The sequence below is a fragment of the Methanococcoides seepicolus genome (assembly GCF_023684405.1).
GTDB classification, from domain to species: domain Archaea; phylum Halobacteriota; class Methanosarcinia; order Methanosarcinales; family Methanosarcinaceae; genus Methanococcoides; species Methanococcoides seepicolus.
The window spans coordinates 1-16,387 of sequence record NZ_JAGSOI010000029.1 but is presented as its reverse complement, the minus strand read 5'-3'; the positions used below and the strand labels follow the sequence as shown (position 1 = coordinate 16,387).

Sequence of the window (16,387 nt, the reverse complement as noted above, 5' to 3'; positions counted from 1 at the left end):
ATTTACAAATGTTCATTCTGTAAGGTCGATCTCAAATCCAACGATGGGTTGTCCAAGACCGAAGTTAATGATCACTTCAGGATAGAGCTCTCCCATCATTCCGACCTTTTCGCCGTTGACAAGAATATCTGCGCGCCTGCCTTCGATAAATGCGGGGTCATCTGATACAATTACCTCGTATTCGATATCTCGTTCCCTCATGACTGCATCAAGGACCTCCCTTATCTCTGTGAAGTTAGCCTGGGCATGTATCGAGGCTGCTGCGAGGTGCAGGCGGTTCTTTGAATTAACGACTACCTCGCCTACTTCAAAGAGGCGCTGTGGCAGTTCATGGTGCTGGTTAAGGGAAAATATCTCGATAAGGTTCGGCAATATGGTGGTGCGCACCATTGTCTGGTCTTCGCTTATGGGATGAAGTACGAAGGTCACATCATCTGTTTCTTCCCTGTTCATCCATTCAAAATGTACCTTCTGGCTTGTGAGGGTGAAAGGCATGACCTCGGAGTAACCAAGGCTCACCATTATCTCACGCATGATACCTCTTGTAATTGAGATCGGGTGTGCACATCCAATGGTCGCACTTTTTGGGAATTCACTTTTGATCTTATCAAAGCCGTATCCAATGGCAATATCCTCGACGATGTCATAATTATGAAGGATATCAGCTCTGTAGGTTGGAACACTTATCTCGAACATCTCTCCATCCTCAAGGACGTTTGCATCGAACCTCATTCTCTTCAGTTCATTTACGATCTCATCATCTGTAAGTTCTATACCGATCAGTGAATCGATATCTGAGCGAGGTACTTTGAGAGTTCTTGGTGTCATGTCCGGTGTGACCTTCTCGGTCCCGTCAGGATAGACTACCTTTACTGACTCTATCTTTCCGCCCCTCTCGGCAAGCGCGCTCACAACGATACTAAGTGCGGTATATACTGCATCTCCAAGACCTGTGACATCAACGAAAAGGTCTGTAGTGCTTTCCTCGACCCTTGTAAGAGTTCCGTTGATGATCGGTGGGAATGAAAGGACGTTCCCTTCAGAATCAGTTATCAAAGGATATTTCTCCATTCCTTCGAGGATGTTTGCAAAGCGAACACCTTTTGGATGCTTTTCGAGTATCTCATCCATTGTCATTGGCTCAGTAAAATCAAGAGGCACGAACTCGAAGTCCGGGCTGACCGCCTGATATTTGAAAGGTGGTTTGAGATTTGTCATATCGTGAACCCCGATAGACACTTTCTTCCTGTTCCTTCCAAGACCCCAGTGCAGGTCTTCCTGCAGGTCCATCAATGACTTGATGGAGCTGGATGTGAAATTAATACCCCTTACAATAGCGCATCCTATGACAGGTCTTACATCCTTTATTCCTTCTTCGAGCTCTATATGGACACCAGATGGCGTTACTTCATATTGGCAAAGGCCGGTCTCGATGTTCATAAAACCTCTCATTGCTCTTGCTACTCCCTCGACACTGTAAAGATCAGGTCGGTCAGGGAAGAACTCGATGTCGATGGCTTCCTTTTCAATACGCTCGATATCCGCGCCTATCATTGGCACGCGGTCTATGATCGTATCCTTGTCTGCTTTAGTGAGTGATTCCAGATCCTCGTATTGTAAGGTAATTATTGGCATGGGGGATATCTCCATGGTCATCTATTAATGACCAGATTGCAATTCGAACCGATAATAGAACGAACATGTATAGCTTTAGATTTAATATTTTTCATTACTTTTCATTATAATAAGTAAATCAGCATCAATAAGTATAATAATAAGTACTCATGATTATAATAATATGATTATTGGTTGCCATATCTCTAGTATTGGCTCCATATGAACCATTGGGGGGTAATGATGGTCAAAAAGGCAGAAGTAAGAACAGAAGAAACTAGATCGGACGAAATAATGGATGCCGGTCTGAAGCCTGATGTTAAGAAGGATCCTGATGCTTTAAATGGTGCGGAAGAGAGTTTTTCAGAAATTTACAGTTTGAATGTAAAGGAAGTAGCTCACGAAAATCGGAATGAGACTTTTCCACACCCCTCCTCCAACCATGAAGAGCCAAAAATATTCAAACCTATATCAGGTATGGATATTGAAAAAGAATACCTTGATGCTGTTATACTGAGACCACGCGGTAGAAAGAACTCGTATCCGTTGGATATCCCGGAAACTTCCGATGATAAAGAAATAGAAGATGAATTCGGAATACTTCTGCCAAGGTCCGATAAATTTGCTAATCCTAATCTTTCTGCCCATGATCCTACAGAAGAATGGGTGCCTGATGTGGTTGAATATGATAATATTGACCCGAACGCATCACTTCCAGATGAGAAAATTTCACTCACATCGGTGAATTCGGAGGCAAATGTTTCTGATGTCAAAGATGAGAGCTTTTATATGGATGCAAACTCGAATAAAGCTCCTGAAATTAAGGATAATGTACCGGGTAGTTCCTCCAAGATCATTCCATCGAACACTTTGATCGATGAAAACGCTGAAAAGCAGTCCAACGAAATGCATGATGAACAACTTGCTGAAGGGACTGACGAAGCACTTGTTGAACAGTCTGTAGATACCAAATCAGAACGTGTTTCTGCTGATAATATCGGATTTATTCAGAAGATCAAAAATCTTTTCTCTCGTGAATATGAAGTGATCGAGGCATATGACCCCGAAATACATGGGATGCTTTCCTATTTTGATGGCATTGAGAACTATGAAGAAGTTAATCGTTACTGGGTCAATGAACCTTATGTTTTCATTGTTATCCTTTACAACGAAGATAGTAATAACCATATCTATTATGCTGTTGAGCCTTCAATGTCTGATTTTGAGACCGTGTTCCTGGCCGAGGTGCAGGATAGGCTGCGGAATATACTTCTTGTAGAAAAGATCGATGAGGATGATGACAAAGAAGAGGTCATTGAGAGAGAGATAAGGGATATAATCAAGGATTATGCTATAGGTATAACTCCTGCTATGCTCGAAAAGATCTTCTATTACACCAGACGTGATTTCATAAATTTTGGTAAGATCGATCCTTTGATGAACGATGATTCACTTGAGGATATTTCGGGTAATGGTCACGACAAACCTATATTCCTGTATCATAAAAATTACCAGAACATTGCTACAAACATTGTTTTTGATGAAGAGGAATTGAACTCTTTTATAATACAGCTTGCACAGAGGAGCGGCAAACACATCTCTGTTGCTGACCCGATGGTGGATGCTACCATGCCGGACGGCTCAAGGATACAAATGACGCTGGGTAAGAGTGTTACTACCCACGGCAGCACTTTCACTATACGAAAGTTCAATGAAGTTCCAATAACCCCTGTGGACCTTCTTAAATGGGGAACTTTCTCAACGGAATCTATGGCATATCTCTGGCTATGTATAGAGAACAATAAGAGTCTTATATATGCAGGTGGTACGGCATCAGGAAAGACGTCATCACTGAATGCGGTCTCTCTTTTCATTCCTGAAAAAGCGAAGATAATCTCCCTTGAAGATACTAGGGAATTGAAGTTACCACATCCGAACTGGATACCGGGTGTAACAAGGGATTCGTTCACATCGGATGAGAGAGGGGCAGTGGACATGTACGATCTTCTGAAGGCTGCACTCCGTCAGCGGCCAGAATATCTTCTTGTGGGTGAAGTTCGAGGTAAGGAAGCACTTACTCTTTTCCAGGCCATGTCCACAGGCCATACTACATTTTCTACAATGCATGCGGATTCAGTTCCATCTGCAATTCACAGGCTGGAAAATCCGCCTATCAGTGTTCCGCGTAACATGATACAGGCCCTTGATATCATGTGCATTCAGGCACAGACCTACTCTAAGGGCAAACGTGTCAGAAGAAATCTGAAACTTGTGGAGATAGTAGATATCGATCCTAACACGCATAATATCAGGACGAATGATGTGTTTGTATGGGATTCGAACACCGATAGTTTCCACAGGACAGGTGAATCAAAAGCCCTCATGGATATACGTATTCACAGGGGTTGGAATGCTACGGATGTCAATAAGGAACTAAAGAACCGCCAGCGTATTCTTGAATATATGATGGATAAAGATATCAATAATTTCAAACAGATATCGAACATAATCAATACATATCAATCCAATCCGGGAAAAATTATGAAGGAATTGGACCTGCTCTGATCCTTAGGGGTGTTAAAGTGACAGAAAACAACTCTTTGGAAAAAAAGGATGAGCATGTTGAAGCCCTGGTTTCTTCCACTGTTGAGAAGACATCGTTACTTGTAAAGCTAAAAAGCAAGTTCTCTGACAGTACTGACAATACGAGCTATTCCAAAGAGAAGGCCACTACATATTTTAATATCCTCAAAAAAATGCCTTTTGCATTGCTTGGTGATTATGTCCAGGAGAGGAAAGATAAGTATGAGAACCTTCAGTTACAGCTTTTCCAGGCCCGAATCCCCCTCTCTTATGATGTTTATGTCTCGAATGCAATATTCTATTCGTTACTAAGTTGCGTGTTCGGCCTGATAATAGGTATTTTGATTGCGTATATCTCTATCTATGTGGTCGGATTGCCGGAATCCATGACAAAACTGGAGTTCTCTTATTCAAATGCATGGATATTGCAATTCAGGGGCATATTCGTAGGTTTTCTGATGACGGTCTTCTTTGCTGCTTCTCTTGGCGGTGGGGTATATGGGATGTTCATGCTTTATCCCAGGTTTCAGGCTGGTGAAAGGAAGGGTAATATTGACAGACAGCTTCCGTACGCAGTCACTTTCATGTATGCACTTAGCAAAGGTGGCATGAACATAATAGAGGTTTTCAGGTTGCTTTCCCGCTCAGGCAGTACTTATGGGGAAGTTTCGAACGAGGTCAATGCCATTATCCGCGAAATGGATTATTTTGGACATGATATGAAGACCGCGATCTCGAACATAAGTGAGAGATCCCCTTCTGATAGATTCAATGAATTAATGGACAATCTTATTACAATTATCGATAGTGGTGGCAGCATTCCTCGCTATTTTCAGGATAAAGCCGAACAGTATCTTCTAAAAACATCTATCGACGAGAAAGGCTTTTTGGAGACCCTTGGATTGCTTGCGGAGTCGTATGTGACCGCATTCGTTGCTGGTCCTTTATTTATTATAATCATGGGCGTCATGATGGCGGTCATGGGTTCCGGTTCAGAGGTCATGGTCTATGCTATCATATATGCCGTTTTACCTATAGGCTCTCTTATGTTCGTGGTCATGATCAGTATCATAACTCCGAGCGAAATGGGTGAACCTGAACTATTGCCTACCCGAACCATACTTGACCACGGGATTCCTGATCTTCCTTCATATCTGGAACCGATCTATGATGAAGCAGGAGAACTTGTAAATGAAACTGAAGAAAATACACGGGATCGGGCATATTATCTGAACTTTGCGAAAGCCAAAAAATCACTTTCTGTCAGGAAATTCGTGAAAAATCCTTTCGATATGGTAATGAGCAATCCGTTATATTCTCTTGTTGTTACAATTCCTGTGGCAATTCTTGTTCTTGTCATACCCTATTGGTCCAATCTTGATAGTCTCGGGACAACAGCACAAAAGGTTGGATTCATTGATGACTATATCGTGCTCACACTGTTCATTGTTATGATACCAATGGCCCTTTTCCATGAGATAAGGTCCCGTAAGAAAAAGCATCTTGAAAGGAATTTCCCCGATTTTTTGAAGAAGCTCGCAAGTACCAATGAAACCGGCATGACACTTCGGGATTCTATCAAGCTGATGGCAAATTCAAAATCCGGGCATCTTGGAAATGAGATCAGGATGATCTGGGCAGATATCTCATGGGGGATGAATGTCAATGATTCTCTTATAAGATTTGCCAACAGGCTTCGGACACAGGTAATTGCACGGTCATTAACGCTTATCACAAAAGCCAATGAATCAAGTGGTGATGTTGGCGAAGTGCTTCTGGTAGCGGCTCACGATGCGGCTTCCGAACAGTCAATGAAACGTGAACGTGCCATGAGCATGATGATCTATATTGTGATCATCTATATTTCCTTCATGGTGTTCGTAGGTGTTATCTATATTATTTCTACGACATTTCTGGCGGAGATGGCAGCTGCTGGGGAAAAGATGGCAGAATCCGGTGGTGCTGGAGGTTTTCTGGGCAATTTCGACCTTGATGCATATATACGTCTTTTCATGCATGCTTCTCTTATTCAGGGTCTAAGCTCAGGACTTATGGCAGGTACTATGGGAGAAGGTAGTGTAATGTCCGGGCTTAAACATTCAATTATCATGATGGGAATCGGCTACCTTATATTTACTGTGTTCGTATGAGTGGTATACTCTAATATAATGGTAATCATATCAGGGAAGATCTCAATGAAGATACTGGGAATTGATGAAGCAGGAAAAGGTCCGGTCATCGGGCCGATGTGCATAGGCGGTGTGAGGATCGATGAGGACAGAAGCAATGCTCTGAAGAATCTGGGAGTTGCAGATTCCAAGAAGCTTTCCCCGAAAAGAAGGGTGCAGCTTGCCGCCCAGATAAAGAAATATGCGGATGGGTGGTTCGTTTATGAGGTATCTCCGAATCAGATCGATGAGCTTCGAAAACTGATGAGCATGAACGATATCATGGTACTTGCTTTTGGTTCGGTCATCGAGGAGCTTCCTTCTGACAAGATATATGCAGATGCAGCAGATGTGAAGGAGGAACGTTTTGGAAAGCGTCTTCTTGACAATTATATGGAAAAGCATCCGGACATATCAGCTCCGGAAGTTATCTCAAAACATGGGGCAGACGATCTATATCCAGTTGTTTCGGCGGCATCTATATTGGCAAAGGTCAGGCGTGATGAACTTATCGAGCAGATAAAGGTGGATCTGGGTGTGGATATAGGCAGTGGTTACCCATCAGATCCCAAGACCAAGAAGTTCCTTGAGGAATGGTATCGTGAGAATGGCTCTTTTCCCGACATTGTCAGGCATTCGTGGAAAACGGCACAGAAGTTCATTCAATAATGAATTGAAGATGGCTAGTGTCTAATTAAATTAATAAAAAAAGAGCTCTGTAGAAATCCTCTGAACGAACTTGAATTATACCTAGAGGTTTACTTAAAATCCATTATTAAGGATTTATGCAGAGTTGTTGATTTTTAAATTTAATAATTAATTCTTAATCGATTTGCTCGATAACTCTTAACTTTGTTTCATAACACACATATATCAAAAGAAATAATTATAAATTATATTTGAATTTTTATTAGTTGTTGATGTTGAGAACGGGGAAGTGGAATGAAAACTAAAAATATTGTGGAGAGTATGGGATGAAAAAGATAGCCACAATAATAGGAATTGCAGTTTTATGTGCAAGTATAATATTTGTATTGAATTTCCCTTCAGAAGACACATTAAAGCCAGAAGAGAAGCGATGAGAAATATTCCACCCTTGTTGAAAAAGGAAATGATGGTATTATCATTGCTCAGGAATATCTGCTCAAATTCGTAAATCCAAAGTTTGCCGATATAATAGGCTATACTAATGACGAATTAATGGAAAACCGTTCTTTGATTATGTTTCTGATGAGTACAGGGATCTGGTAAAAGGGAGGTGTGAAACACGCCTATCAAATGATCCAGATGTGCCTTCGAGGTATGAACTTGATCTTCTTGCAAAGGATGGTCGTAAGGTTTCAGTGGAAGTGAACGCATCGGTCATTGATTATGAAGGAAAACCTGCAATAATGTCGATATTCAGAGACATCACTGAAAGAAAGAAAGCTGAATATGTCCTTCAGGAAAAGATCAAGGCAGAGACCATGAACCTTGAGAAGAGTAAGTTCCTTGCCAATATGAGCCATGAGTTAAGAACGCCTCTTAACGCTGTCATTGGATTTTCTGAAATGTTAATGCTGGGAACTTTCGGAACACTCAATGAGAAACAAACAAAATATGTGGACAATATTACTTCAAGCGGAAAACACTTGCTGGATGTGATCAACGATATTCTTGACCTTTCAAAGATCGAAGCTGGAAGGATGGAACTACAGCCCAAAGAATTCGACGTACCCTCTACGATAGAGGAAGTGAACATGCTGCTCGCATCAATGACCGTAAAAAAGAGGATCGATATATCTACAGATCTTGCAGACAATACCATTGTTATTGAGGCTGACAAGACCAAATTCAAGCAGGTACTATACAATCTGCTGAGCAATTCACTAAAGTTCACGCCTAATAACGGAACTGTTGTCGTGTCTGCGAATGTAAAGGACGAAATGCTCTATGTTAGTGTAAAGGATTCGGGAATGGGAATTGCCAAAGAAGATATTGGAGCTATTTTTAGTCCGTTCAGGCAACTCGAAGAAATGAGTTCAAAGGTACAGCAGGGAACAGGGCTTGGTCTCACACTTGTGAAACGTTTTGTGGAAATGCATGGCGGCGAGATCTGGGTCGATAGTGAAATTGGAAAAGGAAGTACTTTTACGTTCACAATGCCTTTGAAAAGCGACATTGAATGATTATTTAATATTTTTATATTGTTAACGGGTCAAATTCCTTAAATACTATAATTACCATCAGTAATATTATGCAACTTCCAACACCTGAGAGGCTACGACAGAAAAGGCTTGATCTGACCCTTACCCAAAGCGAACTTGCAAAGCGTGCCGGTGTCAGTCAACCTTTGATAGCCCGTATTGAAGCAGGTGATGTCGATCCGAGGTTATCGACACTCAGGAAGATATTTACTGCCTTTGAGGAAGTGGAGAAGGAAAAAGTGCTGGCAAGAGATATCATGCACACGCTTGTTATTTTTGTTTCTTCTGATGATTCTGTCGAATCGGCTGTGCATCTGATGGAAGAGAATGGATTTTCACAGGTTCCGGTAATCGATCAGGGTGTTCCATTGGGCAGTATTTCCGAGGACACTATTATTAAGGTCATGACAGAGAGAAAGGCATCGGATATTTCCCAGATGAGAATAAGGGATATCATGGGTGATGCCTTCCCGATTGTTTCGCCTACTACTGAGCTCAATGAGATATCACATATGCTTGAAAGAAATCCGGCGGTCCTTGTGGTCGAGAAGGGTGTTACCACAGGATTCGTTACAAAACATGATGTCATCAAGCTGTTGCATGGCTAAAATAGGCTTGCAGGCATTTGTTTGCCGAACCCATGCTATTATTCTTTTTTGCTGACTACAATTATATAGTAGATTTGCATATGGTAGCTCAATTATTTATTATTTATAGCGACTATTCATAGAAATAGATACTAATAGAATCACTTATTTATTGACTTAACAGGAGATATTACATGGACCTTGAAGACACACTACTTATGATGCCTGGCCCTGTTCCTGTTGCACCTCGCGTGCTCAGGGCAATGTCAAGACCTATGATCAATCATAGGGGCAAGGAATTTTCCGCAATGTTCGATGACTGTACCACCATGCTGAAAGAGATCTTCCAGACAGAGAACGATCTTTTCACCATCAGCGGCTCAGGAACAGCTTCCATGGAAGCAGCTCTTGGATGCACTATCGATAAAGATGACAAGGTCGTCACTATCGAGAATGGTAAGTTCGGAGAGAGATTCAAGGACATCGCAGCCCGATATGGACAGGTCGTTCCTGTCGAGTGCGAATGGGGAACCTCCGTTGACCTCGATGTTGTAGAGGAGAAGCTTTCCGAGGGTGCCAAGGCTGTTACAATGGTACACAACGAGACCTCAGCAGGTATACGCAATCCAGCTCCTGAAGTTGGTAAGCTTGCAAAGAAGTACGATGCTTTGTTCATCATGGACGGCGTGACCTCCATCGGTGGAGATGACGTTAAAGTGGATGACTGGGGCGTTGATATCGCTGTTGTCGGTTCACAGAAGTGCATCGCTGCACCACCGGGACTTTCCATGCTTTCAGTAAGCGAACGTGCTTTTGAGGCTATGAACAAGGAAAATCTGCCATACTATCTTGACCTTAAGGCATACCAGAAGAGTGCAGCCAAGTCACAGACACCATATACACCTGCTGTGCCTCTGTTCTTCGGTCTTCAGGAAGCTTTGAAGATCGTCATGGAAGAAGGCATGGATGCAAGGATCAAGAGGCAGGCAACCGGCGCTGCTGCTGTACGTGCTGCCATGGATGCAATGGGCATCGAGATGTTCCCACAGCTTAACGCGACCAGTGCTTATTCCAGCACAGTTTCCGCAATGAAGGCACCAGAGGGTGTTGACAGCAACGATATCAAGAAGGGAATGATGGACAAGGGCATCATTATCGCAGGCGGTCAGAACAGACTCAGCGGTAAGATCTTCAGGATAGGCAGTATGGGCAATGTTGCTCCAAAGGACCTCATGATGACCATCCAGCACCTTGAACTCGTTTTCAAGAAACTCAATGTCGTTAATGAGATCGGTGCAGGTACCGAGGCTGCTGCCAAAGTATTTGACACACTATAAGCCATAGTATGATATATGAAAACTATAGGCATTGTCGATACGACCTTTGCACGTTTCAATATGGGACGTGCAGCCGTCGATGAGATCCAGCAGAACGTATCCGCTAAGATCAAGCGGATAACCGTTCCCGGTGTCAAGGACCTGCCAGTAGCATCCAAGAAGCTCATCGAAGAAGAAGGATGCGACATAGTAATAGCTCTGGGAATGCCAGGAGCCAAGGAACAGGACAAGATCTGTGCCCACGAAGCTTCCACCGGTATCATCCAGGCCCAACTCATGACGAACACCCACATCATCGAAGTGTTCGTACATGAGGACGAGGGAAAGGACGAAAAGGAACTCGCATTCCTTATGGAAATGCGCTCCCGCGAGCACGCCTTAAATGTCGTTAACATGTTGTTCCACCCTGAAAAACTTGTCAAGCAGGCCGGTACAGGTCAGAGACAAGGGTTTGAGGATGTTGGGACTTTGAGACATTAAGGTCGTTTTTTTATTCTTTTTTTTGAGATAGCTATGAGGAGTATCCTTGTGGAACTCAACATTGTACCTCCACAAAACAGTTCTCATATAATACAGTTATGAATTTTTAGTAACAGTGTGAACGGGTGGAATAGATTAATGGTTCAATTCTTCCCATCCTTAAATTTATCAGTGGAGTGCCGGCCGTCACATAATGGTTTATTTCGAGATGCACCGCATCTGCAGAGAGCATAATGGTCTTGGGTTTCGGGTACTGAACCATCAGAGTTATCAAGCCTGACTCCTGCAACATTGTAAGGTCCATCCTTCAGAACAAAAATTTCCGGCCCATATGAATAATCCTTATACAATTTTCCATTAACAGTATAACTCAATGCACCAGAAGGACAGGTCCTGATGAGTTTTGCTATCTCTTCTGGGTCTGTAGCATCCGGGTCTGCCCAGGGTTCTTTACCCTTTTTGAAAACAGAAGGTAGATTACGAATACAATGTCCTACATGAGAACACACATCTCTGTTACGATGAATGCTAATATGTTTTCCGACGTAAGTATCAACTCTGTCGGAAACACGATCGTTTTCTTTTTCCCCGGAAAAATCGTTCCCTACATGTGTTCCATCACAAAATGGCATCTTTGTCGATCCCCCACATCTGCAAAGTGACATAACAGGTTTTGTCTCGATGAAAACACCCTTTGAATTCCTGAGTGTTTTAAGGTCTTTCACAATATATGGTCCATTTTTTGATACTTTTATTGAAGGCCTGACTTCTTTCTCCACTGAAACACCTCTATAAAAAGAAATCTGTGTGCATCGGATTTCTAGTTTTTGTAAGGAACGGCTTTTGTAACAAAATCAGTGAAAGAAGCTGAAAAGGTATTCGGTCAAATTTCTCTTTACCCGATCTCCGTTTTATGGCTTTTGTGGTAATGTTTTGGGCAAGGTGGAAGAAGAGTTCTGCCTTAAAAGATGATTGTATCGGAGCCAAGGAACAGGACAAGATCTGTGCCCACGAAGCCTCCACCGGCATCATCCAGGCCCAACTCATGACGAACACCCACATCATCGAAGTGTTCGTACATGAGGACGAGGGAAAGGACGAAAAGGAACTCGCATTCCTCATGGAAACCCGCTCCCGCGAACACGCCTTAAATGCCGTCAACATGTTGTTCCACCCTGAAAAACTTGTCAAGCAGGCCGGTACCGGTCAAAGGCAAGGGTTTGAGGATGTTGGGACTTTGAGACATTAAGGTAGTTTTTTTATTCTTTTTTTTGGTTTATTGGAGAAGAGAGGAATCTTCATAGGTGCAGACTTTATTTTCTCGTTGATTATAACAAAATAGAATGCTATCCATCAGAACAATACATATCAAATTCAACCTTAAGCCGTTGGATGAGATCACAGCAATACTTTGCAACAACTTTGATGTAAATGACGAGTAAAATAATTAAAATACCATTTAATCACATCCATATACATCAGGAAATAAGAACACATTTAAGTCACATTGAATATTTAGTAGCTTGCTCAAAAACAATTGTCTAATTAAGTGTAAAGGGGGAGAGATTATTAGTTCCAATATTCCGCAAAGTTCTAGAGTTTTTATCAGCTATAGCCATGATTCTCCCCAACATGAAAAAAAGGTTCTAGATCTTTCAAACAAATTATGTCACGACGGAATTGACTGTTATATTGATCGATATGAAAGATCTCCATCGATGGGGTGGCCACTGTGGATGCATAATCAAATCGATGGTGCCGATTTTGTTCTTGTAGTCTGCACGGAGACTTATAAGCGAAGATATTTGAGAAAAGAAGAGCCTTCGAAAGGTAAAGGAGTAAAGTGGGAAGGAGCAATTATAACTCAGGAACTCTATGAAAGTGGGGGAGAAAATGAAAAATATATCCCGATAGTGCTTTCTTCAGATAACTCTGAGTTTATTCCAACAATTTTGAAAGGTGCGACTTATTATGATCTTGATGAAAAAAATGAATATAATGAATTATACTCTCATCTCACAAATCAAAATCATATAGTTAAACCAAAAATTGGAGAAGTAAGACTAATTCTCCCAATAAAGGATGAAACTGAAGATGAACTTGAGCAAGAATATGAGATGTCTTCTCTTGAAAGTGATATGAAACCGGATATTGGACCTTTGCGCACTATGCAAATTAGTACACAAGATCATCCAGCTCCAAACACTAAATCAAATGTTCCATACCCTCGAAACCAATTTTTCACTGGTCGAGAAGAAATGCTGGAACAAATTCACAAAGACTTAATGTCAGATAAAGCGGTGCTGTTATCACAATCCGTGGCAATATGTGGACTTGGTGGAATTGGAAAAACACAAACAGCGATTGAATACACATATCGTTTTAATGAAGAATATGACTTTATACTTTGGGTAACAGCTGATTCTGAAGATTCAATCATTTTAAATTATGTATCTATTGCTCGATTATTAAATTTATCCGTAAAGGATGATTCTGATCAAAAGCTTGTTGTTTCTAGCGTAATGAATTGGTTAAGAACCAATGAAGATTGGTTATTAGTTTTTGATAATGCAGATAACCCCGATATTATAGGCAATTATTTGCCAATTGAATATAGAGGACATATTCTTTTAACGTCCAGATCTCAAGTTTTTGATAAATTTGGAATTACAACTCCAATTGAAGTCAAAAAAATGCAACTTGAAGAAGCTAGGGAATTTTTTATCAGGCGTACCGGACATGTAGACTTAACCTCATCTGATGCTGCTGCACTCGATGAACTTCTACAAGAACTCGATTATCTTCCGCTAGCTATTGAACAAGCAGGAGCTTATATTCATAAACTGAAATGCAGTTTTGATGAGTATCTTTCAAGTTATCGTAAACGTGGTTTAGATTTGTTGGAATTATCGCCAGATACAACTGGTAATTATCCAAAATCAGTTGCAACCACTTGGCTGTTAAATTTTGAACAAGTAGAACAAATGTCAAAAGCATCAGCAGATGTCTTATTTGCAAGTGCTTTTCTTGACTGCACTAAAATACCATTTATGGTATTTGTAAATGGTGGAAAAGAGTTGGGAGATAATATCTCTTCAGTATTTTGTGGTTCCAATGATGATCCTCTTATTATTCGCGAAGTTTTAAAGCCGCTTATACAATTTTCACTTATCAGTACTACTTCTGAAAAACAAGATTTTGATGTTCATCGACTGGTACAATCCGTAATTAAAGCAAATATGGATAAAAGTTCTCAATGTCTTTGGGTTGAACGTATAGTTAAAGCTATAAATTTAGTATATCCTGAAGTTGAATTTGCAAATTGGAGTATTTGTGATCAATTACTTTCTCATTCACTAGCCTGTTCGGAACTTATTAGAACATGGGACATGAAATTCAGTGAAGCTTCTGAGCTATTAAATTCTACTGGCTTATATTTACAAGAACGTGGACGTTTTGGAGAGTGTGAATCACTTTTTAAAGATGGATTAAAGATTAGTGAGATTGTTTTTGGGTTAAAACATTCAAGTATAGCTGAAAGTCTCAATAATTTAGGAACCCTTTATCAGGCTCAAGGGAAATACTCTGAAGCAGAACTTCTTCTAAATAGGGCATTGAAAATTAGAGAAGATATTTTAGACCCCGAGCATCTGGATGTGGCGGAAAGTCTCAATAATTTAGGACTCCTTTATCAGGCTCAAGGGAAATACTCTGAAGCAGAACTTCTTCTAAATAGGGCGTTGAAAATTAGAGACTATATTTTAGACCCCGAGCATCTGGATGTGGCTAAAAGTCTCAGTGATTTAGGAAACCTCTATCGAAATCAAGGGAGATACTTTGAAGCAGAACTTCTTCTAAATAGGGCGTTGAAAATTAGAGAGAAAATATTAGATCATCAAGATCCAAATCTAGCTGTTTCTTTTAACGATTTAGCTGTAGTATATCATGACCAAGAAAAGTATACTGAAGTAGAATCACTATATAATAAGGCATTGGAAATCAGGGAGAGCACTTTAGGAGTTGATCACCCAGACACGGCTACTTTTTTAAATAATCTAGGGAGTATGTATCGTGTTCAAGGAAAATACTCTGAAGCAGAAGCACTTTTTAATAGGGCATTGAAAATCAATGAGAATATTTTTGGCCCAGAATATCCCGGTGCAGCTTATTCTTTCAATAATTTAGGACGACTTTATAACGATCAAGAGAAATACTCTGAAGCAGAACAATTTTGCATGAAGGCATTGGAACTCAGGGAGAATATTTTAGGACCAGAACATCCCGAAGTTGGACATTCTCTCAATAATTTAGCAGGCATATATCATAATCAAGAGAAATACTCTGAAGCAGAAACTCTTTACAATAGGGCATTGAAGATTTTGGAGAATACTGTTGGTCCAGATCATCCTGATATTGCCAATGCTCTCAACAATTTAGGAATTCTCTATGAAAGGCAAAGAAATGTTTTAAAAGCACAAAATTTATACTCTCAATCAATAGATATGATGGAGAGAACAAAGAATGATGACAATCCTAAATTTTTAAAGTACTTAGAAAACTATGCGCGTGTTCTAGCGAAAGTAAAAAATCGCAAAGCTTCAATAATAGCTAAACGTGTCAAACTGATACGCGAAAAAAAAGATAAGGGTCAGAAATAAAAGACAATTACTTATTAAAGCTACCGCGATGACCTTTTTAGATTATTTCATTGATACTGTCATTATTATCACGTTCACATTTGATTTCAAGCTTTTACAAAATACAAATGCTATCAATCAGGGCAATACATCTCCTTCGTTTAATTTGAGTAGTTCGATACTGATCAACAATAAGCGTGTTTTGTTGAAAATGTTTGAGGATGAATTTGAACAGGATAAGTTATACTGATTCGATCATCATCCATCGGCCTTCACTATTATCTTTTTTAAAATTAAACATGACTTTCAAAGAAACGGTCATGTAAAAAATTAGTATATTCAATATTTTTAGAATCAACTAATTTGTTGCCTATTAATCCAACAAGTTGACAAGGAAATTCAACTGAATCATCCTGTTGAGCAATGCGATACATCGATTCCACTGCCCAAGTATCTAGCTTGAAAATATCTTTTGGATTTTGTTCTGAGTAAACATCCAATGCAATTTGTTGGACTAATTTTGTATTGGATCCGGCGAAATAGAAACCTCCAGGTAATAATACCAAAGGCTTGTCGAAATTCTTTCTACTACTCAAGCTACAAATAAAACCTTCATTATTACTCTTTCTTTGGCCTGCAATGATTACATTTATAGTCAAACACCCAACATTTTGGACTTCTGTTTTTCACTAAGAAACTTTTCAATCCATCTCTTTGCAAAGCTAATTTTTGATGAGCACTCCATAAATTTCTCATGTATTAAATCCCGCATATGATCAATATCGATAATGAACT

At 40.4% G+C, this 16,387-nt stretch carries 11 protein-coding genes and 2 pseudogenes; 10 read left to right on the top strand and 3 right to left on the bottom strand.

All coding sequences use genetic code 11. From position 1 onward, the window contains the following. Positions 1-12: 12 nt before the first annotated feature. A complete protein-coding gene (pheT, locus tag KDK67_RS08105; protein WP_250868297.1) occupies positions 13-1,635 on the bottom strand; it encodes a phenylalanine--tRNA ligase subunit beta in 1,623 nt (540 codons plus the stop codon). A 219-nt stretch (positions 1,636-1,854) separates the two neighbouring features. Between pheT and KDK67_RS08100 the strand changes: the two genes are divergently transcribed. The 8 genes and pseudogenes from KDK67_RS08100 (at position 1,855) to ribC (KDK67_RS08070) (ending at position 10,955) form a co-directional block, all read left to right on the top strand. Beyond that, on the top strand, positions 1,855-4,179 hold the full coding sequence (locus KDK67_RS08100; protein ID WP_250868296.1) for a type II/IV secretion system ATPase subunit: 2,325 nt from the start codon (positions 1,855-1,857) through the stop codon (positions 4,177-4,179). A 17-nt stretch (positions 4,180-4,196) separates the two neighbouring features. Then, a complete protein-coding gene (locus KDK67_RS08095) occupies positions 4,197-6,347 on the top strand; it encodes a type II secretion system F family protein (RefSeq protein ID WP_250868295.1) in 2,151 nt (716 codons plus the stop codon). A gap of 45 nt (positions 6,348-6,392) precedes the next feature. Further along, a complete protein-coding gene (gene rnhB / locus KDK67_RS08090; RefSeq protein WP_250868312.1) occupies positions 6,393-7,034 on the top strand; it encodes a ribonuclease HII in 642 nt (213 codons plus the stop codon). 423 nt (positions 7,035-7,457) lie between these two features. Continuing rightward, positions 7,458-7,738: pseudogene (locus KDK67_RS14550) on the top strand (PAS domain S-box protein); the annotation flags it as partial. 18 nt (positions 7,739-7,756) lie between these two features. Continuing rightward, positions 7,757-8,533, top strand: coding sequence for a sensor histidine kinase (locus KDK67_RS08085; RefSeq protein WP_420846932.1), 777 nt, complete (start codon positions 7,757-7,759; stop codon positions 8,531-8,533). Between the two features lie 68 nt (positions 8,534-8,601). Further along, entirely contained in the window at positions 8,602-9,159 is a 558-nt protein-coding gene (locus tag KDK67_RS08080) for a CBS domain-containing protein (protein WP_250868293.1), read from the top strand. Between the two features lie 173 nt (positions 9,160-9,332). Then, positions 9,333-10,475, top strand: coding sequence for a pyridoxal-phosphate-dependent aminotransferase family protein (locus KDK67_RS08075; protein ID WP_250868291.1), 1,143 nt, complete (start codon positions 9,333-9,335; stop codon positions 10,473-10,475). A gap of 15 nt (positions 10,476-10,490) precedes the next feature. Further along, complete coding sequence (gene ribC, locus KDK67_RS08070; protein WP_250868290.1) at positions 10,491-10,955, top strand: riboflavin synthase; 465 nt, start codon at positions 10,491-10,493, stop codon at positions 10,953-10,955. A 143-nt stretch (positions 10,956-11,098) separates the two neighbouring features. On the opposite strand, the gene KDK67_RS08065 is transcribed toward ribC (KDK67_RS08070), so the two are convergent. Further along, entirely contained in the window at positions 11,099-11,734 is a 636-nt protein-coding gene (locus tag KDK67_RS08065) for a CDGSH iron-sulfur domain-containing protein (protein WP_250868289.1), read from the bottom strand. 200 nt (positions 11,735-11,934) lie between these two features. Between KDK67_RS08065 and ribC (KDK67_RS08060) the strand changes: the two are divergent. Both ribC (KDK67_RS08060) and KDK67_RS08055 read left to right on the top strand, forming a co-directional pair. Continuing rightward, positions 11,935-12,204: pseudogene (gene ribC / locus KDK67_RS08060) on the top strand (riboflavin synthase); the annotation flags it as partial. Between the two features lie 274 nt (positions 12,205-12,478). Next, positions 12,479-15,613, top strand: a complete 3,135-nt coding sequence (locus KDK67_RS08055; protein ID WP_250868288.1) for a tetratricopeptide repeat protein — start codon at positions 12,479-12,481, stop codon at positions 15,611-15,613. A gap of 272 nt (positions 15,614-15,885) precedes the next feature. Here KDK67_RS08055 and KDK67_RS08050 read toward each other — a convergent pair whose 3' ends face one another. Beyond that, on the bottom strand, positions 15,886-16,251 hold the full coding sequence (locus KDK67_RS08050) for a hypothetical protein (RefSeq protein WP_250868287.1): 366 nt from the start codon (positions 16,249-16,251) through the stop codon (positions 15,886-15,888). Between the last annotated feature and the right edge of the window lie 136 nt (positions 16,252-16,387).